The sequence below is a fragment of the Thalassobacillus devorans genome, from assembly GCF_900176565.1.
GTDB lineage: Bacteria > Bacillota > Bacilli > Bacillales > Halobacillaceae > Thalassobacillus > Thalassobacillus devorans_A.
The window spans coordinates 1,531,859-1,558,496 of the sequence record NZ_FXEH01000006.1; the positions used below are offsets into that span (position 1 = coordinate 1,531,859).

General features: G+C 40.9%; 25 protein-coding genes and 6 tRNA genes. 5 read left to right on the forward strand and 26 right to left on the reverse strand.

The features are described 5' to 3' along the window. Positions 1-95: 95 nt before the first annotated feature. The 13 genes from pstA to B9Y67_RS18780 all read right to left on the reverse strand — a co-directional run bounded on the left by pstA (position 96) and on the right by B9Y67_RS18780 (position 10,074). Entirely contained in the window at positions 96-962 is an 867-nt protein-coding gene (gene pstA / locus B9Y67_RS18720) for a phosphate ABC transporter permease PstA (protein WP_085508879.1), read from the reverse strand. Then, the gene (gene pstC, locus B9Y67_RS18725; RefSeq protein ID WP_085508880.1) at positions 962-1,909 is read right to left on the reverse strand and encodes a phosphate ABC transporter permease subunit PstC; all 948 of its coding nucleotides are present in this window, start codon (positions 1,907-1,909) and stop codon (positions 962-964) included. Before pstC ends, pstA begins: the two co-directional genes overlap by 1 nt. 122 nt (positions 1,910-2,031) lie before the next feature. After that, entirely contained in the window at positions 2,032-2,994 is a 963-nt protein-coding gene (locus B9Y67_RS18730; protein WP_085508881.1) for a PstS family phosphate ABC transporter substrate-binding protein, read from the reverse strand. 156 nt (positions 2,995-3,150) lie between these two features. Beyond that, positions 3,151-5,295 (reverse strand): peptidoglycan D,D-transpeptidase FtsI family protein, encoded by a 2,145-nt coding sequence (locus B9Y67_RS18735; RefSeq protein ID WP_085508882.1) that lies wholly within the window; start codon positions 5,293-5,295, stop codon positions 3,151-3,153. 81 nt (positions 5,296-5,376) lie between these two features. Next, positions 5,377-6,654 carry an MFS transporter gene (locus tag B9Y67_RS18740; protein WP_085508883.1) on the reverse strand — a complete coding sequence of 426 codons (1,278 nt, stop codon included), beginning with the start codon at positions 6,652-6,654 and terminating at the stop codon, positions 5,377-5,379. Positions 6,655-6,755: 101 nt separating this feature from the next. Further along, positions 6,756-7,367: a superoxide dismutase gene (locus B9Y67_RS18745; RefSeq protein ID WP_085508884.1), complete on the reverse strand. Its 612-nt coding sequence runs from the start codon at positions 7,365-7,367 to the stop codon at positions 6,756-6,758. A gap of 247 nt (positions 7,368-7,614) precedes the next feature. Then, positions 7,615-7,687, reverse strand: a tRNA-Phe gene (locus B9Y67_RS18750). Positions 7,688-7,756: 69 nt separating this feature from the next. Continuing rightward, positions 7,757-7,849 (reverse strand) — tRNA-Ser (locus tag B9Y67_RS18755). Between the two features lie 9 nt (positions 7,850-7,858). Next, a tRNA-Ile gene (locus B9Y67_RS18760) sits at positions 7,859-7,935 on the reverse strand. A gap of 3 nt (positions 7,936-7,938) precedes the next feature. Beyond that, positions 7,939-8,014, reverse strand: a tRNA-His gene (locus B9Y67_RS18765). A 29-nt stretch (positions 8,015-8,043) separates the two neighbouring features. Next, positions 8,044-8,120 (reverse strand) — tRNA-Met (locus B9Y67_RS18770). A gap of 8 nt (positions 8,121-8,128) precedes the next feature. Next, positions 8,129-8,200: transfer RNA gene (locus B9Y67_RS18775), tRNA-Asn, on the reverse strand. Positions 8,201-8,439: 239 nt separating this feature from the next. Further along, positions 8,440-10,074, reverse strand: a complete 1,635-nt coding sequence (locus tag B9Y67_RS18780) for a Na/Pi cotransporter family protein (RefSeq protein WP_085508885.1) — start codon at positions 10,072-10,074, stop codon at positions 8,440-8,442. Between the two features lie 195 nt (positions 10,075-10,269). Here B9Y67_RS18780 and B9Y67_RS18785 point away from each other — a divergent pair, with 195 nt between their 5' ends. Beyond that, positions 10,270-10,761, forward strand: coding sequence for a DUF1189 family protein (locus B9Y67_RS18785; RefSeq protein WP_085508886.1), 492 nt, complete (start codon positions 10,270-10,272; stop codon positions 10,759-10,761). Between the two features lie 24 nt (positions 10,762-10,785). On the opposite strand, the gene B9Y67_RS18790 is transcribed toward B9Y67_RS18785, so the two are convergent. Continuing rightward, positions 10,786-11,430, reverse strand: a complete 645-nt coding sequence (locus tag B9Y67_RS18790; RefSeq protein WP_085508887.1) for an NfeD family protein — start codon at positions 11,428-11,430, stop codon at positions 10,786-10,788. Between the two features lie 125 nt (positions 11,431-11,555). On the opposite strand from B9Y67_RS18790, the gene B9Y67_RS18795 reads away from it, so the two are divergent. Both B9Y67_RS18795 and ispG read left to right on the forward strand, forming a co-directional pair. Next, positions 11,556-11,927, forward strand: a complete 372-nt coding sequence (locus B9Y67_RS18795; RefSeq protein ID WP_085508888.1) for a hypothetical protein — start codon at positions 11,556-11,558, stop codon at positions 11,925-11,927. 186 nt (positions 11,928-12,113) lie between these two features. Then, positions 12,114-13,208 (forward strand): flavodoxin-dependent (E)-4-hydroxy-3-methylbut-2-enyl-diphosphate synthase, encoded by a 1,095-nt coding sequence (ispG, locus tag B9Y67_RS18800; RefSeq protein ID WP_085508889.1) that lies wholly within the window; start codon positions 12,114-12,116, stop codon positions 13,206-13,208. 37 nt (positions 13,209-13,245) lie between these two features. Here ispG and B9Y67_RS18805 read toward each other — a convergent pair whose 3' ends face one another. Next, on the reverse strand, positions 13,246-13,653 hold the full coding sequence (locus B9Y67_RS18805) for a hypothetical protein (RefSeq protein WP_085508890.1): 408 nt from the start codon (positions 13,651-13,653) through the stop codon (positions 13,246-13,248). 615 nt (positions 13,654-14,268) lie between these two features. Next, positions 14,269-14,970, reverse strand: a complete 702-nt coding sequence (locus B9Y67_RS18810) for a lytic transglycosylase domain-containing protein (RefSeq protein ID WP_085508891.1) — start codon at positions 14,968-14,970, stop codon at positions 14,269-14,271. A gap of 190 nt (positions 14,971-15,160) precedes the next feature. Between B9Y67_RS18810 and B9Y67_RS18815 the strand changes: the two genes are divergently transcribed. Beyond that, the gene (locus B9Y67_RS18815; RefSeq protein WP_085508892.1) at positions 15,161-15,448 is read left to right on the forward strand and encodes a DUF2624 family protein; all 288 of its coding nucleotides are present in this window, start codon (positions 15,161-15,163) and stop codon (positions 15,446-15,448) included. A gap of 40 nt (positions 15,449-15,488) precedes the next feature. On the opposite strand, the gene B9Y67_RS18820 is transcribed toward B9Y67_RS18815, so the two are convergent. Further along, positions 15,489-16,382 (reverse strand): deoxyribonuclease IV, encoded by an 894-nt coding sequence (locus tag B9Y67_RS18820; RefSeq protein ID WP_085508893.1) that lies wholly within the window; start codon positions 16,380-16,382, stop codon positions 15,489-15,491. 26 nt (positions 16,383-16,408) lie between these two features. Next, positions 16,409-17,728, reverse strand: a complete 1,320-nt coding sequence (locus B9Y67_RS18825; RefSeq protein WP_085508894.1) for a DEAD/DEAH box helicase — start codon at positions 17,726-17,728, stop codon at positions 16,409-16,411. 211 nt (positions 17,729-17,939) lie between these two features. Here B9Y67_RS18825 and B9Y67_RS18830 point away from each other — a divergent pair, with 211 nt between their 5' ends. After that, positions 17,940-18,890 carry a 4-hydroxy-3-methylbut-2-enyl diphosphate reductase gene (locus B9Y67_RS18830; RefSeq protein WP_085508895.1) on the forward strand — a complete coding sequence of 317 codons (951 nt, stop codon included), beginning with the start codon at positions 17,940-17,942 and terminating at the stop codon, positions 18,888-18,890. Between the two features lie 27 nt (positions 18,891-18,917). Here the strand turns inward: B9Y67_RS18830 and B9Y67_RS18835 are convergent, their stop codons facing one another. From B9Y67_RS18835 to B9Y67_RS18870, 8 genes are all read right to left on the reverse strand, one after another. Beyond that, the gene (locus tag B9Y67_RS18835) at positions 18,918-20,039 is read right to left on the reverse strand and encodes a Nif3-like dinuclear metal center hexameric protein (protein WP_085508896.1); all 1,122 of its coding nucleotides are present in this window, start codon (positions 20,037-20,039) and stop codon (positions 18,918-18,920) included. Continuing rightward, complete coding sequence (locus B9Y67_RS18840) at positions 20,032-20,736, reverse strand: tRNA (adenine(22)-N(1))-methyltransferase (RefSeq protein ID WP_085508897.1); 705 nt, start codon at positions 20,734-20,736, stop codon at positions 20,032-20,034. The genes B9Y67_RS18835 and B9Y67_RS18840 overlap by 8 nt, the downstream gene beginning before the upstream one ends. Before the next feature lie 208 nt (positions 20,737-20,944). Next, positions 20,945-21,310 carry a cytochrome c550 gene (gene cccA / locus B9Y67_RS18845; protein WP_085508898.1) on the reverse strand — a complete coding sequence of 122 codons (366 nt, stop codon included), beginning with the start codon at positions 21,308-21,310 and terminating at the stop codon, positions 20,945-20,947. A 101-nt stretch (positions 21,311-21,411) separates the two neighbouring features. Further along, positions 21,412-21,945: a hypothetical protein gene (locus tag B9Y67_RS18850; RefSeq protein ID WP_085508899.1), complete on the reverse strand. Its 534-nt coding sequence runs from the start codon at positions 21,943-21,945 to the stop codon at positions 21,412-21,414. 141 nt (positions 21,946-22,086) lie between these two features. Further along, a complete protein-coding gene (rpoD, locus tag B9Y67_RS18855) occupies positions 22,087-23,205 on the reverse strand; it encodes an RNA polymerase sigma factor RpoD (protein WP_062446794.1) in 1,119 nt (372 codons plus the stop codon). A 33-nt stretch (positions 23,206-23,238) separates the two neighbouring features. Further along, a complete protein-coding gene (gene dnaG / locus B9Y67_RS18860) occupies positions 23,239-25,065 on the reverse strand; it encodes a DNA primase (protein WP_085508900.1) in 1,827 nt (608 codons plus the stop codon). A 36-nt stretch (positions 25,066-25,101) separates the two neighbouring features. Further along, positions 25,102-25,566, reverse strand: coding sequence for a DUF188 domain-containing protein (locus B9Y67_RS18865; RefSeq protein ID WP_085508901.1), 465 nt, complete (start codon positions 25,564-25,566; stop codon positions 25,102-25,104). 243 nt (positions 25,567-25,809) lie between these two features. After that, complete coding sequence (locus B9Y67_RS18870) at positions 25,810-26,613, reverse strand: pyruvate, water dikinase regulatory protein (protein ID WP_085508902.1); 804 nt, start codon at positions 26,611-26,613, stop codon at positions 25,810-25,812. Between the last annotated feature and the right edge of the window lie 25 nt (positions 26,614-26,638).

Consider the following 26,638-nt stretch of genomic DNA (forward strand, 5'->3'; position numbering starts at 1 on the left):
CCTTTTACACCTGTACCCAGGGGACGTTCAGCGGATTGGTTATTTTTAGTAATAGTTTGCATAAAAATTCCTCCTATCAGCGCTTAATACCTTTTCTAGAATTTGTTACGAATGAAAACCGCAATAGCGTTCATTAGCAAGAGTACAATCAACAGCACGATAATTCCCGCAGCTGCAACGAACTGCCACTCTTCTTGAGGCCGGCCTGTCCAATTGAAGATTTGTATAGGCATGACGGTATATTTAGAAAGCAATGAATCGGGAATTGTATAAATTGCAGTAGCAGCTCCTACAATAATCAAGGGAGCTGTCTCCCCGATTGCACGAGATAAAGCAAGGATGGTACCTGTCAATATTCCAGGTAAAGCCGCGGGTAAAACAACACGACGGATCGTCTGCCATTTCGATGCCCCCATTCCATAAGAGGCTTCTTTGATGTCTGCCGGCACTGACCTGATTGCTTCCTGCGCAGCTACCACAATAACCGGGAGTACTAGCAAAGCCATCGTCAATCCACCGGCAATCAGGGTATAACCGAAGCGAAGCATATAAACAAAGAAAGTCAAGCCAAGCAAACCATAAACAATCGACGGTACTCCCGCAAGATTTTGAATATTAACCTGTATGAATTTCGTCCATCGGTTTTTATAAGCATATTCCTCTAAGAAAATAGCAGTACCGACACCAATAACAATTGCTACTGGTGCAACGATGCCAATCAACATAATCGATCCGATTAATCCTGCAAAAATACCAGCTTCTTCAGGATATGGGGCAGGAAAATTTGAAATGAAATTCCCATTTAAATAGCCAATTCCTTGAGTCAGTACACGATATAACAATAACGCCAGAAAAATCAGTCCAACAGTTGTCGAAGTGAAAAATAATACTTTCAGTACATTATTTAACAGTACCCTGCCACGAATTCTTTTTTGAATATTATTCTGATTTGTATCCAGCATCAGTATTCCTCCCTGAACTTACGTGAGATATACTGGGATAGCATGTTCATGAGCAATGTGAATATGAACAAAGTAGCTCCTACAGCATAAATACTATAATATATGGTTGAGCCGAAGGTAGTATCCCCAGTCGCGCCCTGGACAATAAATGCAGTCAACGTCTGAATCGAACGGGTCGGGTCAAATGTTAACGCTGGTGATGCTCCTGCAGCTATAACGACGATCATTGTTTCACCGATGGCCCGAGAAATAGCAAGAACAATAGATGCCATAATTCCTGAAAAAGCCGCAGGAAGAACCACTTTAAACGCCACTTCCAACTTCGTAGCTCCTAAAGCCAACGCACCTTCACGTAAGTTATTCGGTACGGAATTCATCGCATCTTCTGAAAGGGAAGCAATCATTGGGATAATCATGATTCCCACTACAATACCTGCACTTAAGGCATTGAAAACTCCCAGCCCAGGTAAAAAGCTCTTCAGCAACGGCGTGACAAAGGTAAGTGCAAAAAATCCATATACAACCGTTGGAATTCCTGCAAGCACCTCTAATGTTGGCTTGATGATCTTGCGTGCACGATTACTTGCGTACTCACTCAAAAAAATAGCAGACATCAGACCTAAAGGCACAGCTACGATTGCAGCAATCAATGTAATCAATAAAGTACCAGTAATCAAAGGTAATACTCCAAAATGCCCGCTCCATGGCGACCACTGTGTTCCAGTATAAAAATCAAAAATAGATGTGCTGCTAAAAAAGGTGATCGATTCCCGAAGTAACGTAAAGAGAATCCCTGCTGTTGTCAAAACACTTACACTCGCACATAACAATAAAAATGCAGGAACAAGTTTCTCTATCTTACCTGAAATACTTTTCTTCTTACGTTTATTATCGATTAGTGCTTGAACATCCAAATCAATCGTTTCGTCTTTAAAAGCTTTTTCCATCCTCAATCCCCTCTCATCCGTAAAAGGAATTTCTGTTTATCACCAGGCGTTCTCTTTTACACAACAGCAAGGTGAGGCTAAAAAAGCCCCACCCCCCCGCTGAATTTTACTTAGCCTATTTCTTATTCTGATTGCAGTGATTCTAATTGCTTCTGATATTCATCTTCAGGCAGGGCTACATAGCCGACTTGTTCAGCCGCTTTCGCAGCATTGTTCAACATATATTCTGTAAAATCTTTTACTTGTTCTTTTTCGTTATAGGAATCCATATTTACATAAGTGAACAATGGACGGGAAAATGGTGTGTAGGAACCATCCTGAATGGTTTCTGGTGATGGTTTTACGGCTTTTCCTTCTCCATCTTTAATTCCAAGAACTTTCAAGCTATCCTGATTTTCCTGGTAGTACGCATAACCAAAGAATCCAATGGCGTTCGGGTCACTTTCAATACCGCGTACCAGCACGTTATCATCTTCAGAAAGGGTTGTGTTGGCACCCTCTTTCATTGGTTCATCCTCCAGTACTACTTCGTTAAAGTAATCAAAAGTACCTGAATCATGACCGGGGCTATAGATTTTGATTGTTTCATCTGGCCATTCTGGATTAATGTCTGACCACTTTGTTGCACCATTACCATCTAAGAAGATTTTTTTCAAATCTTCTACAGAAAGTTCTTCAACAAAATCATTTTGCTGGCTCACTACGATAGAAAGTCCATCATAAGCTAATTCCAACTCTTTGAGGTCTACACCGTTTTCTTCTGCGGCTGCTTTTTCTTCATCCTTAATCGGTCGGGAAGCATTGCTTAGATCGATTTCACCTTTGGTAGACTTTTTAAATCCACCGCCGGAACCGGAACTATTCACAGAAACATTAACTTCAGGGTTTTCCTTGTTATATTCATAAGTCAAAGCTTCCATAATAGGAAATACTGTGGATGATCCGTCAACTGAGATACTTCCAGAAACAGACTCCTCTGATCCCTCTTCACCGGCCTCACCATTTGATTGGCCGCCGCATGCTGCTAACACACTCAGCATTAGGACTAGTGTAAATAGTAGTGAATAATTCTTGAAACGGTTCATTTCTTTTCCCCCTACACTCCATTATTTTGTCGGTTGGCTTGGCCAACTACATGTACAATAATAAAGCGAGACTTTTAAACTGGAATGAAGCTATTGTAAAGATTGTGTAAATCATAAGATTTTGACGTATAAAAAAAGAGCAATACCATTTAGGTATTACTCTTCGTTATTGTCGGACGCCTCATTTTCTTCTTCGTTGAGGTTCTCTTCCACATCTTCTATGCCTTTCTCGCTGCGTTCCTTTTTCAGTTCGAAATAAGCATCGAGGATGTCCTTGGATATATCTTTGTTGATGGAAGAGCCAATCTGTTTTCCAACATGAGGAACAACTACAGAGAAGGCTACTTCCGGTTTATCATGTGGGGCATAGCCAACCATCGTTAAATTTTCGGTTTCAATTTTAGTGGTATTTCCATTGCTGTCTTTTGGAAACATAAAATTTTGTGCTGTTCCTGTCTTCCCTGCCGGCCTGTAATCTACATCCTTGAATGTGCTATATGCGGTTCCACCCTGTCTTTGAAAGGCGTATTGAAAACCTAACTTCACTCGATCAATGTATTTTTCTTCCATGTCAATGCGGTTTAATACATCTGTATTGACGTTTTCTTTGACGGAACCTAATTGCTCCATCTCATTGGATGGCTCCCTAATTTCCTTTACCAAATGAGGGCGTATCCGATAGCCATCATTCGCTATTGTAGAAACATACTGTGCAAGTTGCATTGTTGTATAAGAATTATACTGACCTATCAAAAAGTCTAATTGGGTACCAGGAATAGGCTTTTCACCAATCACCCCAGTGGCCTCAGAAGGCATATCAATACCAGTTGGAACGCCTAACCCAAATTGATTAAAGTTATATAAGAATTTATTATAGGTGCCAGATTTGAAATCTATGGGCTTACGTGGCACATATGTTTCACCGCCAATTCGATATCCCGCTAAAAACATATATACGTTGGAAGATTTCTGAAGTGCTGTTATGTCATTTACAGGTCCTAAATTCCTGTAAGAACCTTTTACTGTGTCTGAGACATACAACTTTCTATCATAAATGGATTCACCAGGTTGCATGACATCTTCCTGTAACGCCATTAAAACGGTGGCACCTTTCACAGTTGACCCTGGTAAATGCTGGGCCTGGATAGCTTTATAGGAGTGATCGACCACTTCAGGCTCTCCAGATTCCCTGTCCCGGTTATAGTACATACCAGATACCGCCAAAACTTCACCGGTATTAGGGTCCATCATAACAACCATGGCATCTTCGAGGAACCGATTTTTATAAGGCTGGCGGGCAATCTCTTCTTTCAATCGCTTTTTAACAATCTCATCCACCTGCTGCTGGAGTTCTATATCAATCGATAGAACAAGATCATCACCACGTGACCCTTCTCTGACCACCTCGGTATTTACGATATTGTTCTTCTTATCCGTTTCATAGCGGATTTTTTCTTTTGATCCTCTTAGTATACTTTCATATTTTTCTTCCAGGCCACTTTTACCGACTCGGTCATTACGACTATAATCAAGGGATAAATAATAATCCTGGTTCGCTCTTGGAATCCCCTGTTCAGCAGTAGTTATGGTGCCAATATAATTACGGAACGTGCCTTCATACGGGTATTTCCTGTTCCAGTCTGATGTTACGTTTATTCCAGGAAGCTGATTCAGGTGCTCCGCCACTGATGCATATTCTTCGATGGTTATCTCATCATTTTTAATGATATGAGGGGCCAGAGCAGAAGCCTGATCGAGCTCTTTCTTTATTGCAATCACCTGGTATTTTTCAAATGGAATCGATTCGACTTCCTCTTCTGTAATCCGGTCCAGCAAAAGCTGGTATTCTTCTCCTCCGGATAAGTCTTCTGATTCTTCTTGTGAGACCCGTTCTCTGACTTCTTCTTCATTCAGCAGGTAAAAATACTCTTTCAAGTCACGTTCACGGACAATTTTTTTCAATTCTTCCTCTTCGCCCATACTGATAAACTCAGCTAAATCTTCTGCAAGCTTGAGACGGTCCATTGGCTGTACCCCTTTAGGAGGGGTATAAGTAATCGAATAGAGTGGTTCATTATCAACAATCACACGTCCAAACCGGTCAAACATTTTCCCTCTCGGCACCGGTGTATGAATCGTTGTATTTTCTGTTCGGTTGATTTCTTCCTGGGCATCTTCTCCATATAAAATTTGAACCACGCCCAACTGAAGTATCAACGAAGCGAATAGTAAAAAAATCACAAAGAATAAAATATTCATTCTTAAAGGAAGATGCGATTTTTTCTTTTTGCTTTTCCCCATCGTCCTCCCCCTTACCTATCAAAATTCACCCAACTATTATAACATTTTCCAACATATTAAAATAGTTGCCAATAGGGATATTTAAGGGTTTTTACTGGTTGTCATAGTTGTATCCGTAACATATGCACTTTCTGATTCTTCTTCTTTTCTAAGATCAATCCCTTTTACAAAAAAGTAAATCCAGAAATGTCCAGATCCTACCAGAAGCAAGATGAAAGGTATCGCTCGTTCCGGAGAAAACAAAGTAATACCCAGCAGGAATATAAGAATCGAAGCTACTCTTCCGGCATTCAAGAACAATTCTCGCACCACAATATATTCAATCCGCATTTCCGCCGCTTTCCAAGATTTTCCGATTACATCGTAAGTCAGTGAAATGTAAGGCACATATAGAATTGGGTAAGAAATTCCAATCACAGCTGCATAAATCAACAATGTAGTGAAATTTACATTAATCAATAAAATGGAGAGCGCAAGGTATAAAGAAACCCCTCCTGCGAATATTGCCCATTTCCTCATTCGAGGTTTTATCCACTTGGTTGCCAGAAAATAAAGGACAAATGCACTTCCGGAATATACAAGATTAAACATACCTAAAGAAAGCTCACTTTGGGTAGCTATATAAACCCAAATGGAAATAACAAATAAAAAAGTCCCTTCCCTCAGCCCTTGGAATACATGGGCGTGTAATATCTTCCCCCAATTCTTATTGCTTTTTCGCTCCTGGAAAATTCGTTGAAAAGAAAAGTTACCTTTAGCTTTTCTGCGTTGCAGAAAGAAACTGGTAACAACCGCACAAATAAAGAGAACAAATGAAATGGTGAAGATCACCGTATATCCTGTAAATGCAGCCATATTGGCAATAATCAGCCCAGCTAATATGGGACCAACCATACCGCCAAAAGACTGAAGCAAACCAAGAAAACCATTAAAGAAATCTCGGGTATCCGGTTCCGTGATTTCGAAGGTAAGTACATTAAACGCAAGCCAGTAAAACCCATAACCAATGCCTAATAAACCGCCAAGCAATATATTAAAGCTGGCAGCTTTTTCGCCTACGATCAAGACCGTCAAAAAGAACAAGGACAAAAAAATAACCCCTGCACGTAAGACAACTACACGGTCCACCTTTTTCGCAAATTTTCCGGCAATGATGAAAGTCACCGGCTGGAGTATATAGATGCTTAAGTTATACAATGCGATAGCAGTATATTCACTGGATTGTTTCCAAAGATAAACGTTTACAAAAGTATTCGACAAAAATATTCCTAACGAGTAAAGTCCACCTATCAACAGCAATAGCAGTAAGTCTTTATTCACTTCCGTCGGCCCTAAGAGGGAATGTAATAATTTTTTCATATCTCCAATCTCCTTTACTGTCATTCCTTAGTCTCTGCAAACAGAGTGGAGATATGCACATGAAAAAAGCGCGGACCCTTGGTCCGCGCTTAGTTTTATCATTATTTTGCTTCTTGGTAGCGTTTAGAAACTTCTTCCCAATTCACTACGTTCCAGAATGCTTTTGCATAATCCGGACGCTTGTTTTGATACTTAAGATAATACGCATGCTCCCATACGTCCAATCCTAATACAGGAGTTTTACCTTCCATAATCGGAGAGTCCTGGTTCAACGTATCAGTGAGTTCAAGGTTGCCGTTATTAACGACTAACCATGCCCAACCAGAACCAAAACGACCAGTTGCTGTTTTTTCGAATTCTTCTTTAAAGGATTCGAAGCTGCCAAACTTTTCGTTAATAGCATTAGCTAGATCTCCTGATGGCTCTCCTCCACCGTTTGGAGACATGATCTGCCAGAATAGAGTGTGGTTTGCATGTCCACCACCATTGTTACGGACAGCATTACGAATGTCTTCAGGTACAGCATCCAGGTTGCCAATGAGATCTTCCAAGGATTTGCTTTCTAAATCCTGATGACCTTCCAATGCATTGTTCAATTTCGTAACATAGGTGTTATGGTGCTTCGTGTGGTGGATGTTCATTGTTTCCTTGTCGATGTGTGGTTCTAGTGCGTCATAAGCGTAAGGTAGTTCAGGTAGTTCAAATTTAGCCATAATGAAATTCCTCCTTTTTAGAATATGTACATAAGTGCTTGGAAGCAGTATTACTACTTTTAAGCCTCTAATGCAAATGTAACAAAGCCTTTGAAGTGTTGCAAATATTATGCATATTCTTATTTATCTTTTTTAAACACGCTGCATATATAATGTTACCTAATCGAAGTCTATTCAAACATTTACCCTTTGAAAAGTATAAAAAAATGCTGCGTTTACAGCAGCATTTGTAGTCAATTCCAGAAAGTGGCTTGGGACGGAATCGAACCGCCGACACACGGATTTTCAGTCCGTTGCTCTACCGACTGAGCTACCAAGCCATTATTGGTATTATTCAGTTAACTGATAATTAGTGCACTGACTTTTGTTTTTTTTCACTTATGAAAAAATGGCGGAGGAGGAGGGATTCGAACCCCCGCGGGCCGTGAAGCCCCTGGCGGTTTTCAAGACCGCTCCCTTCAGCCAGACTTGGGTACTCCTCCGCAAAAAAATGGTGGACCCTGCAGGATTCGAACCTGCGACCGATCGGTTATGAGCCGATAGCTCTAACCAGCTGAGCTAAGGGTCCACATGGGGCGACCGGTGGGGATCGAACCCACGTATGCCGGAACCACAATCCGGTGCGTTAACCACTTCGCCACGACCGCCATGTGAATGTATATAGTTTTAATATGTATGGTGTCGGCGGAGGGGATCGAACCCCCGACCTTACGGGTATGAACCGTACGCTCTCGCCAGCTGAGCTACGCCGACATGTAAGGCTCCACCGGTAGGATTCGAACCTACGACCAATCGGTTAACAGCCGATTGCTCTACCACTGAGCTACGGTGGAATAATGTCAATATATTTTGGGTGATAACTAAGCTTTTATGCAGTATGTATTGCTTCCAATAGGATTATGAAAGTGGGTTACTTTGTGGAAGCGACGAAATATAATATATCATGTATTCTCATGGGTGTCAACCAAGAAAAAATGTTGGATTTAAAAGCAACAGAAATAATATAGCACGTTCCTCACATGCTTTCAAGGACTTTTTTAAAAGATAAAGCGCGCCCGCAGGCGCGCTTGTCTTATTGGTCCTCTTCACCTAAAACTTCCTCGGCGATATTTACTGCGTGATCTCCAATACGCTCCAGGTTACTGATAATATCTACAAACACAATACCTGCTTGTCCGGTACATAAACCTTCATTCAAACGCAGGATGTGCTTCTTACGGTAGTTTCTTTCCATCTGGTCAATTTGATCCTCTTTTTGAACTACTGCCAAAGCTTCTTCACGATCCATGGTTTCTAAAGCTTTGGTTGCCTGTTTAACAGTTATAGCCGTCAAGTTGAACATTTCATTTAGATCTTCTTGGGCCTGACCTGTCAAATCAACCTTATTCGAAATTTTATAATCAATTAATTCAACAATATTTTCAAAATGGTCTCCGATACGTTCATAATCTCTTACTGAATCAAGAAGGGCGGAGTGCTTCCGGCTATCTTCATCAGTCAATGGAGCCACAGATAATTGCACAAGATAATCTGTTATTTTTCTATCCAGATTATTCAGTGCATCTTCAAGCTGAAGTGCTACCTCTGCATGTTTTGGCTTTTGATTATTCAAGTAATTGCTTGTTTCTTCCAGCCCTTTATATGATAATTCACCCATTTTCAGGACCTCTTCTTTCGCCTGATCAAGTGCCAGGGCAGGTGACTGATCAATAAAGATCGGGTCAAGATGCTGAGGTTTGAATTCCATAACAGTATCATCGCCTGGAACCAGTTTGATGACAATCCATGCGAGTACAGCAATCAATGGGAACTGAATAATTGTATTGGTTACGTTGAAACTTCCGTGAGCGAACGCAATTGTCATTTCAGGGTTAAGGGAAAGAGTATCCCTTAAATACCTTACGAATAATTCAAATAGCGGTAAAATGATCAGGAAAATGGTTGTACCGACAATATTGAAGATAACGTGAACCATAGCCGCACGCTTGGCTGCAATGCTGGCACCAATGGAAGCTAGTACAGCGGTAATTGTGGTACCGATGTTATCACCGAATAATACCGGCAATGCTGCATTTAAGTCCATCGCTCCTTGCGCGAACAAACCTTGCAGAACTCCGATGGTTGCACTGGAACTCTGGACTATAACGGTAAACACAGTACCAATGACAACCCCAAGAATAGCATTTTCACTCATGCTTAATGTAAGTTCCTGGAATACCTCCATGGAACGAAGTGGTTTCATTCCACCTTCCATGATGTCAAGGCCTAAGAATAGCGCACCAAAACCGAACACGGTTTGTCCAATGTAAGAAATACGTTTATTTTTAAAGAAGAATAATAATATTGCACCTACTGCGATGATCGGCAATGCATAGGCTTTGATTTCAAGGCCGATAATGAATGCCGTTACGGTTGTCCCAATATTCGCACCCATGATGACACCAATCGCCTGCCTGAATGTCATGAAACCAGCATTAACCAGTCCTATAGTAAGTACAGTTGTACCTGTACTTGTCTGGATAAGAATGGTTACTACAATACCTGCAAGAACCCCCATAAATGGATTGGAGGTAAAGCGATCAAGTAAATCCCTCAATCGGTCACCTGCGGATTTTTGCAGACCGTCTCCCATGTATTTCAGACCAAACAAGAATATACCCAGACCGCCGATAAATTCAAATATCATTTGTTGAACATCGATTTCCAACGGTTGTCCACCCCTTCTTTTCATCCAAAGTTTTGTTTCTCTTTAAAACACCTCTACCATTATTAATGACCTGCGAAACATTTGTAAAGGGAATACGCGAAATTTAACATTAAATTTACAAACAGGAACTTATATTTTTCTTGTCCTCATTGAATAGCTGATTTACTATTAGAAGGGTATAAAGGAGAATGAGTCATGAGCAAAACCCAACTACTTATAAAAAGCTGTTATCAATTTAAACTAATCAGTGCTTTTCGATTCCAACCAATAGGAAAGGCAATCGGCTATTTGTTTTTTCTCAGTTTAATCGTACTTCTTCCAGTACTCATCAGTATGTTATTGACAACACTCTTTGGCGACGAATCAGGAAGTCTCATGAAAGGAATCTCCGGCGGGGTTTTTACTATCATCTTCCTGCCTTTTATCTATTTACTGATATCTTTCTTATTATTCTGCACTGCAAGCATATTGGCAGGCATCGGGCTGCTCTATAAAACAGTTGTAAAAAAACGGACAGATTTCAAGCAGCTTTGGAATATGAGCACCCTTGCAATTACATCGCCGACTCTTCTATTAGTCGTAATCGAATCTTTTCTATGGTCCACCTCCCATATCGTGTGGTTATATTTTCTTGCCAGCATCGTCCTTCTTTTAGTAAGTATGCGTTATCTACCGAACATGAAATGACCCGCCTCTGGGAAAGGCGGGTCATTATTTTTTCTCTTCATTTATTTTCTTTGCTACTAAAATTTTCGTACCATCGACTGCTTCTACAACAATAGAAGCACCCCTCTCGATCCACTGTCCATTCGAAACGGCACTATAATTCCTTCCGGCTATATTTATGGTGCCGACCGGACGCATATCCGTTTGGGCAATCCCTTCCTTATTGAGCAAATCGCGATACGTTTCATTCATTGTATTATAGCCTGCTTCTGTTGATAACTGGTCAATTAAGGTTATTTTGGACCACATATCTCTACGCTTAAATGCTTTTAAGAAAAATAAGGAGCTTGCAGAACCCAATATTACCCCTATTATTCCGTACAATCCGGCTACCCAGTTAGGTGAGCTGAAACCGACAGCAATAATCATACAAACTCCACCGATGGTAGCCAATGTCCCATCATTAATAAGTTTGCCATCTATAATAATCAAAATAAGTCCAATCAGGTAAATGAACATCATAATAATAAACATGCTTGGGGAAAGGAAGGAATAAAAATAAACGGTGATGAACCCTAAACCTACAATTCCAAATATCCCACGTGCGTTGACAAGCAGCTCACCAATCAAAAATAAGGTACCTAAGAATGTAATAACAAAGCTGACCCAATCATACTGTAAAATTCCCACTTCATCACGCCCTCTCCATACTATATAGATATATACGAATCAAATTTAATTTTGTTTCAAACAAGGAAACTTTTTATTCAAAGGCGAATAGAACATATATATCTTCTTCGGGGGTGACCTGTTGTATGAAAAAGTTCGGTTTATTTATCTTTATCTTACTGCTTTTAGTTAGTTTATACAAAGACTTGACTGTTGGCACAACAATAGTGCGTACTGAAACCGAAAAAAAGCCTGCAAATATCGAATATCCTCCGCCTTCACAAGCTGAAATTCTCGATCCACCACTCCGATACGAACAGCAAGTGCCAGTGAAGGTAAAACCTGGCGATACAGTCCTTTCTATTATGGAACAGCTCCACAACGGGGGCTATCACCATTCTATTGAAGATATGCTTCATGACTTTCAACAATTGAACCCGGGAACTGAACCTTCTTCTCTCTCCATTGATAAAGTTTATTACTTTCCCTTATACGAAAATGAACAAGCAGAAAGATAATCTAAGTAATCTTACTTCTCATTTTAAACTTTAGGCCTTATAATAAAGGATGGTGTTATAGTAATCCGGCTTGTCGCCGATATATTACTACGAAAGTCTTTGACTTAATTCCACTAATAAAGGTAAACTTTCTTGAAGAATAGAGAATTACACTTCAATGTGAACAAACAAAGGAGCGTTTCACTTATGGCAATTACGCATAGAAAAGATACCCGGCCAGTCAGAGTCGGCGATTTGATAATTGGTGGATCAGACCAGGTAGTGGTACAATCCATGACCACCACCAAAACGCATGATGTAGAAGCTACCGTAAATGAAATACATCGCCTGGAAGAAGCCGGCTGTCAAGTTGTAAGGGTCGCATGTCCGGATGATCGAGCTGCTGACGCCATCCCGGAAATTAAAAAACGCATTAACATCCCTCTTGTTGTCGACATTCACTTTGATTATAAAATGGCCTTAAAAGCCATTGAAGGCGGAGCAGATAAAATCCGAATCAACCCTGGTAATATCGGTCGCAGGGAAAAGGTGGAAGCTGTAGTAAATGCTGCTAAGAGAAAAGGCATCCCTATTCGAATTGGGGTCAATGCTGGTTCCTTAGAGAAGCACATTTTGAAAAAATATGGCTATCCAACCGCTGATGGAATGGTGGAAAGTGCCTTACATCATATCAAGATTCTCGAAGACCTGGATTTTCATGACATCATCGTTTCTCTAAAAGCATCCGATGTGCAGTTGGCAATCGAGGCATACACGAAAGCTGCGGAAGCGATCAAATATCCGCTCCACTTAGGAATTACAGAATCAGGCACACAGTTTGCCGGCACTGTCAAAAGTGCGGCAGGTTTGGGAGCTATTTTAAGCAAAGGTATTGGCAGCACACTACGAATTTCTCTTAGTGCGGACCCTGTAGAAGAGGTGAAAGTCGGTCGTGAACTTCTCAAATCATTTGGCCTTGCTGCTAATGCAGCCACTCTTATTTCCTGCCCCACTTGCGGACGGATTGAAATTGATTTGATTTCCATTGCAAATGAAGTGGAAGAATATATTCAAAACATTAAAGCACCTATAAAAGTAGCTGTATTAGGCTGCGCGGTTAATGGGCCGGGTGAAGCTCGTGAAGCGGATATTGGTATTGCCGGTGCGCGGGGTGAAGGATTATTGTTCCGTCATGGCGAAATCATCCGAAAAGTACCAGAGGATATAATGGTTGATGAATTGAAAAAAGAAGTCGATAAATTAGCGGAAGAGCATTACAAAAAACAAAAGCAGGAAGCATAAAAAAGTGAGCCCAATCGGGCTCACTTTTTTTATTATACTAAAACGGGCTGAAAAACAGTGACAAGAGGATGGAAGCCACACCAATGAAGATTGCTGTATTTCCTAAGGTTTCTGCTCCTCGTTTTCTGGAGATGAAACCAAGTACAATCCCTGCTCCTCCTAAAAGGATGGGAGCAAAAAATAGAGACAATCCAGCAAGGATTAATGCTAACCAGCCCATACCGGATTTCACTTCTGTTTGCATTTCTGTCTCTTGTTCTTCAGATCTCATCGCTTCATTCGGGCTCATCGCCAGTTCCTGGGCGAATTCTTCCTCATATTCCTCTTCCCGATAAGGCTCGTCATGATAAACAAGTCCTTGTTTTTCTTCCTGCCTGTGGTCATCTCCATAATGAGGTGCTTTTTCCACCTCATCATAGGTTGAGCGCTTTTTGGAATCATCCATGCTGACACCCTCACTTTCTTTATGGAGATTCCTTTATATTATTTGCAGGCAGCACTTGAACTTACACGGTAAATATTACAAAAGTCCTTATTAGTTTCTTTTACAAAGAAAAACTTCCTTAAATAATTGCTCTGTTAGAAGTTGTAATTGATTTTCACAAAAGGTTTATTCAACAAAAGGGCTGAAAAGTCGAAGACTTGATTTCGAGATGATTGTGAGAGTTTAGGGGCGATGGGGAAGGATTCGCTTTCCAGCTCCATCACCTAGACACTCGCGACATAAGCAGTCCATCAACGGGAAGAAAAATCACTTCCCTTTTGATGTTCTGCTTATGCGTGTCGTGTCTCCCAAGGTGATTACGCATTAATTTCTTTCCGCGGGGAAGACGGAAAGCCTCCTCGAGCTATAAGCTCTGCGGGGTCTTGCCAGTCTATCCTTTCCCGCAGGGCTTTTTTGCCCGAGGAAGCTCGCCAGATCCCCCGCAGGAAAGCGAGTCGTTTCCCAGCCCATCCTTTCCCAATCATGATAAAGGGCCCAACTATATCAAGACTGAGTTTTAGCAGAGCATAATTACAAAAAGCCGGGAAGACCTTTGAAGGTTCCCGGGCTTATCTGTTAATTTGCAGAAGCGAAAGTAGGGTGGGTTTCTGCATTTTCTTGAATTTCAACAGCATACCAGCTTCTGGCGTGGCCATTCTCTTTTTTGTAATTTTCTAACCCACCTACGCCTCGATGGTAAGCGGTCAAGGCTTCATCCCAGTTTCCATATTTTTCGTGAAGATAATCCAGGTAGATAAGGGATAATTGCATGGAATAGTATGGGTCGAACAATAATTCATCTTCATAAGGCAGTCCTCCCATATCCGCAATCCATGGTGCCGTATTTTTCATGAATTGAGCCATTCCATAAGCTCGTCCATATTTTGTTGATGGGCCGACCAGTTCAGGATTAAAAGTTCCTCCTGTCTCCACGTTCAAAAGTTCATATACTAAAAATGGATCGATTTCGTAACGCTCTGATTCTCGAACGAGGAACATAGCCCATGACTTCTTAAACCTTCCTTCACTTTCTTTCACTAACCTGTCCGCATTAATCTCCAGCTCCTGCCATTTATAATGCCCTTCTTCTAATTTCTGTGACTTTTTTGGTGTAGCAGACTTGGCACTATCTGCCACAATTCTTTCTTCCCTTTCCTTATCATTTTCTTCTGCAGTTGTTTTAGTATCTGCTTTGATTATATGAAGAACAAAAAAGAATAAACCGACAAGCAAAACGGTAGCTCCTAATTTAAAAACCTTTTTTATTGTTGATAGCATAATATCACTCCTTACGATGAGTCACTGGCTGTTCCGAATGGAACAATAGATAATTGGACTCATCAAACGATACTAACGGACTAGTTATGAGAAAGCAATTCAAATACACTACATTCCTGAACTTACCATTCACGTTTCCATTATGTAGGAATACGGTGTAAAGAGAATAACCCTCAAGGAGGCGGTCCGTATGAAAAAAGAGATGGCACAACATATAGTTACCCAAAAATTAAAGCAGCTAACCGTAAAAGACATTATTAAATATAGTAATATGTACCAGATAGATATTAGTCGTCAGGAAGCAGAGGAGATTATCAAGGAACTGAAAAGTAATAAACTGAATCCTTTAGATAGTAATGAGCGTTTAATGATGCTAAAAAAATTAGCAGCCATCACAAGTCGTGATACAGCTAATAAAGTAAATCGTATATTAAATCAAATCGCCAAGGAATACGGGGTCAGTCATTTACTTAAATAACAAAAAATCACGCTCTCCTTTTTAAGGGAGAGCGTGATTTTTATTGCTCTACGATCTTTTCTTTTAACTTTTCATCGAATTTCTTAGCTTTTAACATTTCAATTTCAAATTTATATGGAGGCTTTTTATTTTTCTTATCTTCGCCTACATATGGGGTCTCCAATATTTTAGGGAGTTCTTGTAACTGCGGATGATGGACGACGTAACTTAGTGCATCGAAACCGATGTGACCGAAGCCGATATTTTCATGTCGGTCTTTTGCGGCTCCGCGCTCGTTTTTACTATCATTGACATGGATGACTTTTAGACGATCGAGTCCGATGATTTTATCAAACTCTTCCAGTACCCCATCAAAATTATTTACGATATCATAACCTGCATCATGAATGTGACAAGTATCCAGACAAATAGATAATTTATTGTTCAGCTCGACTCCATCAATGATTTTAGCTAACTCATCAAAAGTTCTGCCACATTCCGACCCTTTACCTGCCATCGTTTCTAATGCGATTTGGGCTTTTTGATCTTTATGCAGAACTTCATTTAAACCAGCAATGATTTTATCTATCCCTTGCTCTGCTCCTGCCCCTACATGAGAACCAGGATGAAGAACAATCTGATCAGCACCGATGGCTTCTGTCCGCAGAATTTCATTTCTAAGAAAATCAACGCCTAATTGAAATGTTTCTGGTTTCGTCGTATTGCCAACATTGATAATGTATGGAGCATGGACCACGATATCCGAAATTTCATTCGCTTGCATATGCTCTATTCCTGCCTCGATGTTCAGCTCCTCTATTGCTCTTCTCCGTGTGTTTTGAGGAGCACCAGTATAAATCATAAATGTATTGGAACCATAAGAAGCCGCCTCTTCACTGGCGCCTAAAAGCATTTTTTTCCCCTTCATAGAAACGTGTGACCCTATTTTAACCATTAACAACGACACCTCTGCAATCTATATTATTTCTTTTTAAAATTGTTTCTCTTTAGCTTTTTCATATTTTTTTCTGCTTGTCTCTTCATTTTCTTTTTATAACCAGGCTTCACTTTTTTCGGTTTCTTCACCATATTCCATGCCTGCTTTTCTACCGTTGATTCCTGCGTTTTTTCACGTTTTTGTCGCTCATTGTGCGCTTTTACTTCTTTCCATTCTCCATTACGAATGTCGTAGTAAGTGAAGGAAATACCTTTTTTCTCTAACCGTTGCACTAAAGGAAGATTCTCATCTGTGAACAGATTGATCGCCGTGCCTTCAAGTCCGGCACGAGCTGTCCTTCCCACACGATGGATATAGAATTCTTCTTCCTTCGGCATCTGCGCATTGATAACATGACTCACTCCCTGGATATCAATGCCTCTAGAAGCCAGGTCAGTTGCTACGATATACTGATAGCGCAAATTTTGCAATTCCTTTAACATTCTTTTTCTTTCACGCGGAGACAGCCCCCCGTGTAAGATACCGACCTCTAAACCTTTTTCCTGTAATTCACGTGCGAGGCGGTCGGCATGTTCTTTTCCATTTGTAAAAATAATCGCCAAATAGGGCTGTATCACTTCAGAAATGCTGATAATCATATCTGAAGCAGAGCGGTGACGCAATGGGATCAGCCGGTGCTCCATATTAGCCGGAGAAGGCGTTTCATCTTTAATATGGATATAAGTTGGGTTGGAGAGATATTTTTTCAAAAACGGCTGCAAGCGTTCCGGGATAGTAGCTGAGAATACAAGCAGCTGTACCTCCGGACTCATGCGAATTAGAATCTGATCGACATCGTCTATAAACCCTAAGTCCAGCATCAAATCGGCTTCATCAAGTACAAAAGCATTCGCCTGATGCAAATTCAAAGCTTCCTCTTTTACCAAATCCAATATACGACCTGGCGTACCGACGATAATATGCGGCGGTTCCTTTAATTTTTCCATTGTTTTCTGTTTATCTGTCCCGCCAATCAGAAGCTTAGCCCTCCAACGATGATCCTTCTCGGCATAGTGGATACTTTTACGCACTTCATCATAAATCTGGATAGCCAGCTCTCGTGTAGGAGCAGTGACAACAAATTGCACATGATTTTTCGTTTCATCTAATTGGTTCAATAGAGGGAGCAAATAGGAATGGGTTTTTCCCGATCCAGTATGGGACTGTCCGATGATGCTCTCCCCACGCAAAGCTGCAGGTATGACTTTCTGTTGAATCGGAGTCGGTGTGGTGAACCCATATTTAGTAATAATTTCACTGACTACCGGATGGATAGCAAATTGATTGAACTCATGATTTTTCATTTTATTACTCCTTTTTTAGAGACAAGTCCATGATAGATGCAAACTGAACTTAGCCATTGAAAAAAACTTCCTTCCTCATTATAGTAGACACTGCGCACAATTGCACGTTTCTAAACAGCTCTTCTTTGTCATCTTCCACTTTTCCCTTTATAATGGAATTGATGTCTGGAAGAATAAAGATTTATTTTAAGCAGAGGGGGAACCAACCAGCATGGAAGTAATTAAAATCGCACCGCGTGGTTATTGCTATGGGGTAGTAGATGCCATGGTAATCGCACAAAATGCATCCAAAGACCCCAATTTACCCCGTCCTATCTATATATTGGGTATGATTGTGCATAATACACACGTAACGGAAGCTTTTAAAGACCAGGGAATCGTCACACTGGATGGAAAAAATCGTTTAGATATATTAGAGGGAATTACTGAGGGCACCGTTATTTTCACTGCTCATGGTGTTTCACCGGAGGTCAAAGAGCGTGCAAAGGACAAAGGTCTTACTGTGCTTGATGCGACCTGTCCTGATGTAACTAATACACACAACTTGATCCGTGACCGTGTAAGCGACGGTTATGAAGTCATTTATATCGGTAAAAAAGGACATCCTGAGCCAGAAGGCGCCGTTGGTGTAGCTCCAGGTAAAGTGCATCTCGTGCAAACGGAAGAGGATGTCGAACAGTTGAGTGTTGAACATGATAAGCTGCTGGTGACTAACCAGACTACGATGAGTCAGTGGGACGTTTATGATGTCATGGAAGAAATCAAAGAAAAATATCCCCACGTCGAACTTCATCAGGAGATATGCATGGCAACCCAAGTTCGTCAAGAAGCTGTAGCAGAACAAGCAAAAGATGCAGACTTGACCTTGGTCGTTGGGGATCCGCGAAGTAACAACTCCAATCGATTGGCTCAAGTTTCTAAAGAAATCGCTGGTACGGAGGCATATCGAATTGCTGATGTAACGGAAATCCAATTAGAATGGCTGCAAGGTGTAGAAAAAGTGGCAGTAACAGCAGGCGCTTCCACACCTACTCCAATAACCAAAGAAGTTATCAAGTTCATTGAACAATATGATACGGAAAACGAAGACACTTGGATAAGAGAATCAAAAGTCGAGCAAAAGAAAATTCTGCCAAAAGTAAAAACGAAGAAGAAAGCCTAAAAAAAGGCTGCCGAATGGCAGCCTTTTTTACATGAATTGAAATGGTTCCGTGTTCGCTTCAGAAACATAAACAGTTAATTCACCTTTACTTTGGCTGAACTTTTCATCTAAATAATTTTTAACAGCAGTTTTCATCACTTTTTCCACATGGTGACCAGGGTCTATCACATTCAAGCCGATATTCGCTGCTTCTTGAGCGGGGTGGAAAGTCATATCTCCTGTGACGTAAACATCAGCCCCTTGCCTTTTGGCATCATAAATGTATTTTTCACCGCTTCCGCCAAGGATGGCTACTTTTTCAACTTTATCCTGCATGTTACCAATCACACGCAAACCAGGTACATTTAAGCTTTCTTTTACATGCTCCGCAAATTTGCTTAACGTCATTTTTTCCTTCAGTACGCCTATTCGACCGATCCCAAAGGATTCTCCTTCATTTTCAAGCGTATAGACATCATAAGCCACTTCCTCGTATGGATGTGCATCTTCCATCGCTTTCAGCACGCCTTTTAAATTAGATTGTGGCAGTAAGAACTCTACTCGTTGTTCTTCTACGATCTCTAATTCCCCAGATTTTCCTATATAAGGATCAGCCGCATCTGTTGGCATAAACCGCCCTTTTCCTGGCATGCTGAAAGAACAATTGCTATAGTCTCCAACATGCCCTGCCCCGGCTTCATGCATCGCCCTTGTTACTCCATCTGCATGATCCTCAGGTACAAACACAATTACTTTCACCAATTTATCTTTGCCGGTTTCTAACAGGGGTATCGTTTGGGTGACCTTTAGCGCTTCCGCTAAAGCATCATTCACTCCTCCCTCCGCTATATCCAGGTTGGTATGAGCGGCATATACAGCGATGTCATGCTTTATCAACTTTTGTATGACCCTTCCCTTTGGTGTATCCGGGTTGATTTGTCCTAATGGCTTAAAAATGACAGGGTGATGGGAAATAATTAAATCTATCTGCCGTTCCACCGCTTCATCTACCACATTTTCTAAGACGTCTAAAGTAACCATTACATTACTGACAGGCTGATTCATTGTTCCAATTTGCAACCCGACCTTATCCCAGTCATATGCGAGATGTTTAGGTGACATTTGTTCAAAAACCTCAACTACTTGTTTAACTGTTACTATTTCACTCATTTTGCAGAACCTCCTCAATCCACTGGATTTCTTGCTCTAACACAGCTATCTTTTTTGTATCTGGTGTTACCGCTTTGTTCATTTCTTCTCTTACATACTCTTTTTTTGCTTTTTCCTCTATCCATTTCCTTTTAAAAGGATCGTTCTTCTCTTTCAATAAATAGGGACCAAAGTATATTTCCTTGTCGGTATATTTAATCTGCTCCCCGGCTGATTGTTTATCAGCAACAACTACTTCATAAATATGCCCAGCTTCTTCTAAAATTTCTTCTGCGGTTATCCGATAGCCATTATCAGCCAGCCATCTTCGTAGTGATTTTGCATCGACATTTGGCTGAACCACCAAACGGGAAACCCGGGTTAATTTACTTTTACCGGTTTCTAAGATGTTAGTGATCAATGTACCTCCCATGCCCGCAATGACTACTTGCTCTACTTCGTCTGATGACAGGACCGACAGCCCATCCCCTTTTCGAACAGAGATACGATTCGTCAGATTATTCGCTTCCACTTCTTTTTTTGCACTTTGATAAGGCCCATCATTCAACTCACCAGCTATAGCGACTGCTGAGGGGTCCTTTAAGCATACGTAACAAGGAAGGTAGGCATGGTCTGATCCAATATCTGCGAAATGTGCTCCACGGGGGAGATAGGAGGCAACCACCTGAAGGCGTCTGGATAATAACTTTTCATTCATTTGACTTCCTCTTTTCTATAAAAATAAACGTATTATTCTAATAAAACGTAATGTCGTCATGTCAATAAAGTGAAATCTAATCATCTTTTATACTTTATCAGGAACAAAATAGATTTCTTATACTTGTTCTCTTTTAATAAAGTTAAACAATTTCAAAGTACAAAAAGAAAAGCCTTCTGAATATTCCAGAAAGCTTTCTTTTTATACGTTATTGCTTTTCTGCCAGCCATTCAGCTACAAGGGTAGCTTCTTCACCCTGAGCTTGTCCAGGTGGCATTGATCCTTTACCGTTAATGATGATTTCTTCAATTTCTTCGGCAGAATATTTGCTGCCGATTGTTTCTAATGAAGGACCATTTCCACCAGAAAGGTCAGCACCATGACATGCAGCACAGCTATTTTGGAAGACTTCTTCTGGATCAGAGCTTGCTTCCTCTTCCTGCTGCTCCTCTCCATTTTCCCCTTCATTTTGGATGGCTTCATTTTGGCCGACTCCAACCCAAGAAATGATGAACATCGTTAAAATCCCTATAACAGCAATCATTGCGAATGGGATAACTGGATTTCTTTTCATGTGTCCATTTCCTCCTTATGTAGTCCCCTATATATCTTTCTCTAAAATACAAACTATATTTATTTTACTTGAAAAACCTTCTTTAGAAAAGAGCAAACCTGCTAAAAGTTGAAAAACATATATAAAAAGGCAGAAGCAGCACCAAGAGCTCCAATCATCTTCATAAAAACCACATCTAATTTCCTTCCACCCCAATACCAAAGGAGACAATGTACCATTACGATGGAAACAAACAACCAATTTGGTGCCTGCCAAAGTGATATAATATGAACATTCCATAACAACAATAGTAACAGACCCATCGTTGCGTACATAGAAAAATCAATCGACTTTTTATTATATAGATATACAGCGGTTAAGCCTGTACCTAATACAAATATCGACAAAATGCCTGTTTGCATTATGAAAGCCGTTTCAGTAAAATAAATGACAAGAAATGAGATTGGAAGCATTAAAAAAGCTATCATAATTCTAGTTACTATCACCCACTGTCTGGGTCCAGGTGATGGGTGAGTCAAACCTTCACCTTGCGTGTAGAGAGCAAGCAGGTAATCACAATACGATTCCGGAAGCAATCGATTAGCTTTCCAATATTGTATTTCCTGGAGAATTATTTCTTTACGTTCTTTCGTCATAGCATCACCCCGGTATGGGACTGAATAAAAATTAACTGATCGTCTCTAAGTAACGAAAGCATTCATTTAACTCATATTTTAACAGCCTATAAAAATAGACCAGGAACAAAATGGTCAGCTCCTGGTCGTGAGTGTAGCATTCTATTCTAAGAAATCTTTCAACCGTTTACTTCGACTAGGGTGACGGAGTTTTCTCAATGCTTTGGCCTCGATTTGACGGATACGTTCGCGAGTGACGCCAAATACTTTTCCGACCTCTTCAAGTGTACGTGTGCGGCCGTCATCCAGCCCAAATCGAAGTCGAAGAACATTTTCTTCTCGGTCCGTAAGTGTATCAAGAACATCTTCCAGTTGTTCTTTCAAAAGTTCATATGCGGCATGATCAGAAGGTGAGGTTGCTTCCTGATCTTCAATGAAATCGCCAAGATGGGAATCGTCTTCTTCTCCGATAGGAGTTTCTAAGGAAACAGGCTCTTGAGCTATTTTAAGGATTTCTCTTACTTTGTCAGGGGAAAGCTCCATCTCTTCCCCAATTTCTTCAGGAGTCGGCTCCCGGCCAAAGTCCTGCAATAATTGACGTTGGACGCGAATCAGTTTATTGATTGTTTCCACCATATGCACAGGGATACGAATGGTACGTGCCTGGTCAGCAATGGCGCGAGTAATCGCCTGACGGATCCACCAAGTAGCATAGGTACTGAATTTATAACCTTTGCGGTAATCAAACTTTTCAACAGCTTTAATCAGCCCCATATTCCCCTCTTGGATCAAGTCGAGGAAGAGCATACCTCTGCCTACATAACGCTTGGCGATACTTACCACGAGACGCAGGTTGGCTTCCGCTAGTTCCCGTTTAGCTTCTTCGTCGCCTTCTTCAATACGCTGTGCTAAATCAATTTCATCTTTCGCGGCCAAAAGGTTGACTCGACCAATTTCTTTCAAATACATCCGTACAGGGTCATTGATTTTGACACCGGGAGGTACACTCAAATCATTTAAGTCAAACTCTTCTTCCTTGTCCAATTGCTGCATATTTGGATCTTCTTCTGAATTACCGATCACCTCGACACCCTGCTCATTGAGGTACTCGTAAAATTCATCCATCTGCTCAGACTCCAGTTCAAAACTGGATAAACGTTCTGCAACTTCTTCGTATGCTAAAACTCCACGCTTTTTACCAATCTCCAGCAACTGTTCTTTTGCCTGGTCAAGCGTAAGTTCATTTTCAGCTTCTTTAGAACGTAATGGCTTATCTGCCATAAGTCCCCCTCCTTCCAACAAATCCCATATCTTTTAGTGCGTACTTCTCAGCTGTCTTTTCAACTGTATTATTTTCATGGCAATCTCTGCTGCCTTGATCGGATCATTCTGCTGCTCTGCCTGTTTTTGTTCTTCCTCTAATGTTCTTATATCCGTTTTATCGCTTTGTTCTGCGCGTATTAAACGGATATAATCATTTATTTCCCTATCGGAAATATCTTGATTAACAGGCATCATCGCAAGCTTGACTACTAGATTTTTCAAATCAGCATCAGGTAACATTTCAACAAAATGACTGACATCCGGTTCATTGCCTTCTTCAAAATATGCATAAAGATAAGTGACAATGACCTGATGTTCACTAATATTGAAGCCTCCTCCTAACTCTGCTTGAACTTTATCAGCGACTTGGGGGTTTTTCAACATATATGCAATCAATGCTCTTTCTGCATTATGAAAAGCAGGCAATAATTTGCTTCCACCTGCACGTGCAGAAGTAACATTGGAATTACCAGTTTTTCTTTTGGTCCCTTTATTACCCCATCCATTCTGCCTACGATGGGCTGAGACCTCTTCTTTCAAGGTATCCAGCGATAACTCAAATTCGTTAGCGAGTTCCTTCAGATAATGTTCTCGTTCAATTGCGTGATCAAGACCAGCAATCTCCTTTACTACTCTTTCTACATATGCAATGCGATCCCCTTCTAAATTAAGGTTATATTGTTTCTTAAGATGACGCATGATAAATGCCAAGTAGGTATCGCTTGCTTCGAGAACTTCTCTCCGGAACTTATCCGCTCCATGGGACTTTATAAAATCATCCGGATCCATTCCGTCCGGCAGACGGGCAAGTTTAACCGTACATCCCGCACCTTTCAGTAAACGGGCAGCCTTCATAGAGGCCTCGACACCCGGAGCATCACCATCATAACAAATGACAGCTTCTTCCACATACCTTCGAATAAGATTCGCCTGGTGTTCGGTAATCGATGTTCCCAATGTTCCTACTCCGTTATAAACACCAGCTTGATAAGCTGCAATAACGTCGATATATCCTTCGAATAAAATAATCGATCCTTGCTTACGAATAGCACTACGGGCTAAGTCAAAATTATAAAGAAGTTTCCCTTTTCGAAATAGCTCCGTTTCAGGGCTGTTCAAATATTTTGGTTCCTGATCGTGAATAGCCCGGCCACCAAAAGCGACCGTTTTCCCTAAATGATTGCGAATAGGAAAAATGACGCGTCCCCTGAACCGATCACTGTACTCCCCAGAATCATTGGAACTCAGCAAACCAGCTTTCACCATCAATTGGGGATGATAGCCTTTCTTTTCGAGAAAGCGAACGACGAAATCCTTTGAGTTAGGTGCATAGCCTAACTGGAAACGATCGATCATTTCCTCTGTAAAACCTCTCTCCAATAAATAGTCCAGACCTTCTTTACCCTCTTTAGTATGCTTTAGTAGATGGTGGTAAAGTTTGCTCAACCATTGATGGGCTTCTAATACCTTTTGAGCTTCTTCATTTTTAGGTCCAGAATCCTCCTGGTTATGCGATAACTCCTCAGGAAGTTGATATCCCACCTTGTCAGCAAGATGTTTAACAGCTTGAAGGAATTCATACCCCTCAAGCTCCATCAGGAAGGTGATAGCATTCCCGCCTTTTCCACATCCGAAACAATGGAAAATTTGTTTATCTGGAGAAACAGAAAAAGAAGGAGTGTTTTCCCCATGGAAAGGACATAATCCAAAGTAATTCCTTCCCTGTTTCTTCAATTGTACATATTCACCTACAACATCGACGATATCATTGGATTTGCGTATTTCATCTATCGTTTCTTCTGGAATATGTCCAGCCATAACTATCACCGTATTTTAGAAATTATTCGATACTCATCACTGAATACCTTCATGTTTTGACAAAAAATCATCCAATACTTTCTGGAAGGTCCGACGATCCTGTTCAAGTAAAGGCGGTGGTCCTTTCAGACGACTTCCCCTCTTTTGGGTTTTCTGTCTTAAATGTTTCCGTAACATGATTTCATCCGCATCCGCCTCTTCAATGAGTTTACCTCGTGGGGTTAGTGCATAAACCCCTCTTGAAGTCAGCAGTACCGCGAATGATAAATCTTGCGTTATGACAATATCTCCCTGCTTCACCCGATTAAGGATAAAAAGGTCTACAGCCTGATCGGTGTCATCAATGATTTTCCAATCACTGTATTCCGAATGTGGGCTATAGTGGTTAATAGTAGCTACATATTGAGGGATGATAGAGTGATCGGAACAGACCTGATCAATCTCCCCCTTGACAGGACAGCTATCGGCATCGACATATACAGCGGGTTTATTTTGCAACATTATCATAGATTCTACAAGTGTTCGTAAAATCCTCCTATTTAATCAATGTTTTACTTTTCAGAATTGTTTTGCTTACAACGATAGTTTAGCTATCATACATTTTTACACAAAAACATATTATAATACATATTTTTAGCAATTGCTATAGTTTTTTTTCGTTTTTTAAGTTTTTTTCCTCTTCAAGGAAAAAATCGCGCCACTAGACTATTGGCGCGATTTTTATTTTGATGAGCTGAAACTGATTCATCTCCGTTTCAGCTTGCTTAAGATTACATTGGCTGTTTCTTCGACCGCCTTATGCGAGACATCAATTACATCACAACCTATACGCTCTACTACTTCATTGAAGTGGTTCAATTCTTGTTTGATCCTTTCCATATTGGCATAGCTCGCCTGGTCTCCGAGGCCAAGTGCTTTGAGACGTTCTTTACGAATATCATTCAGTTTTTCCGGGCTGATTTTCAGTCCGATGCATTTATCCCTGTCAACATGGAACAATTCTTCCGGCGGTTCTACCTCCGGAACAATCGGTACGTTTGCCACTTTCAGACGCTTGTGCGCCAGGTATTGTGATAAAGGCGTCTTAGAAGTCCTGGAGACACCGATGAGAACAATATCAGCACGCGAGATTCCTCGAGGGTCTCTTCCATCGTCGTAGCGTACGGCAAATTCAATAGCTTCCACCCTTTTGAAATAGTCTTCATCCAGTTTATGGACAAGGCCAGGCTCCATCCTCGGTTTTGCTTCGAAGAAGCGTTCCATGCTTTCCATCATCGGCCCCATGATATCAATACATTCTAAATTATATTCTTTCGCTTTTCTCAACAAGTGATCTCTTAATTCCGGGCGGACCAGTGTAAAACCAATCATCCCTTGTTTCTCTTTAGCCTGCAATACTGCTTCGTTAAGTGTTCCCTCGTCTTCCACATAAGGTATCCGCTGAATTTCATAAGGGCCGTCATCGAATTGACTCAATGCTGCTTTTACAACTAACTCAGCTGTTTCCCCTACCGAATCAGAAATCACAAATATCAATGGCTTCTCCATCCCAATCCCTCCTATTTGTCAGAGC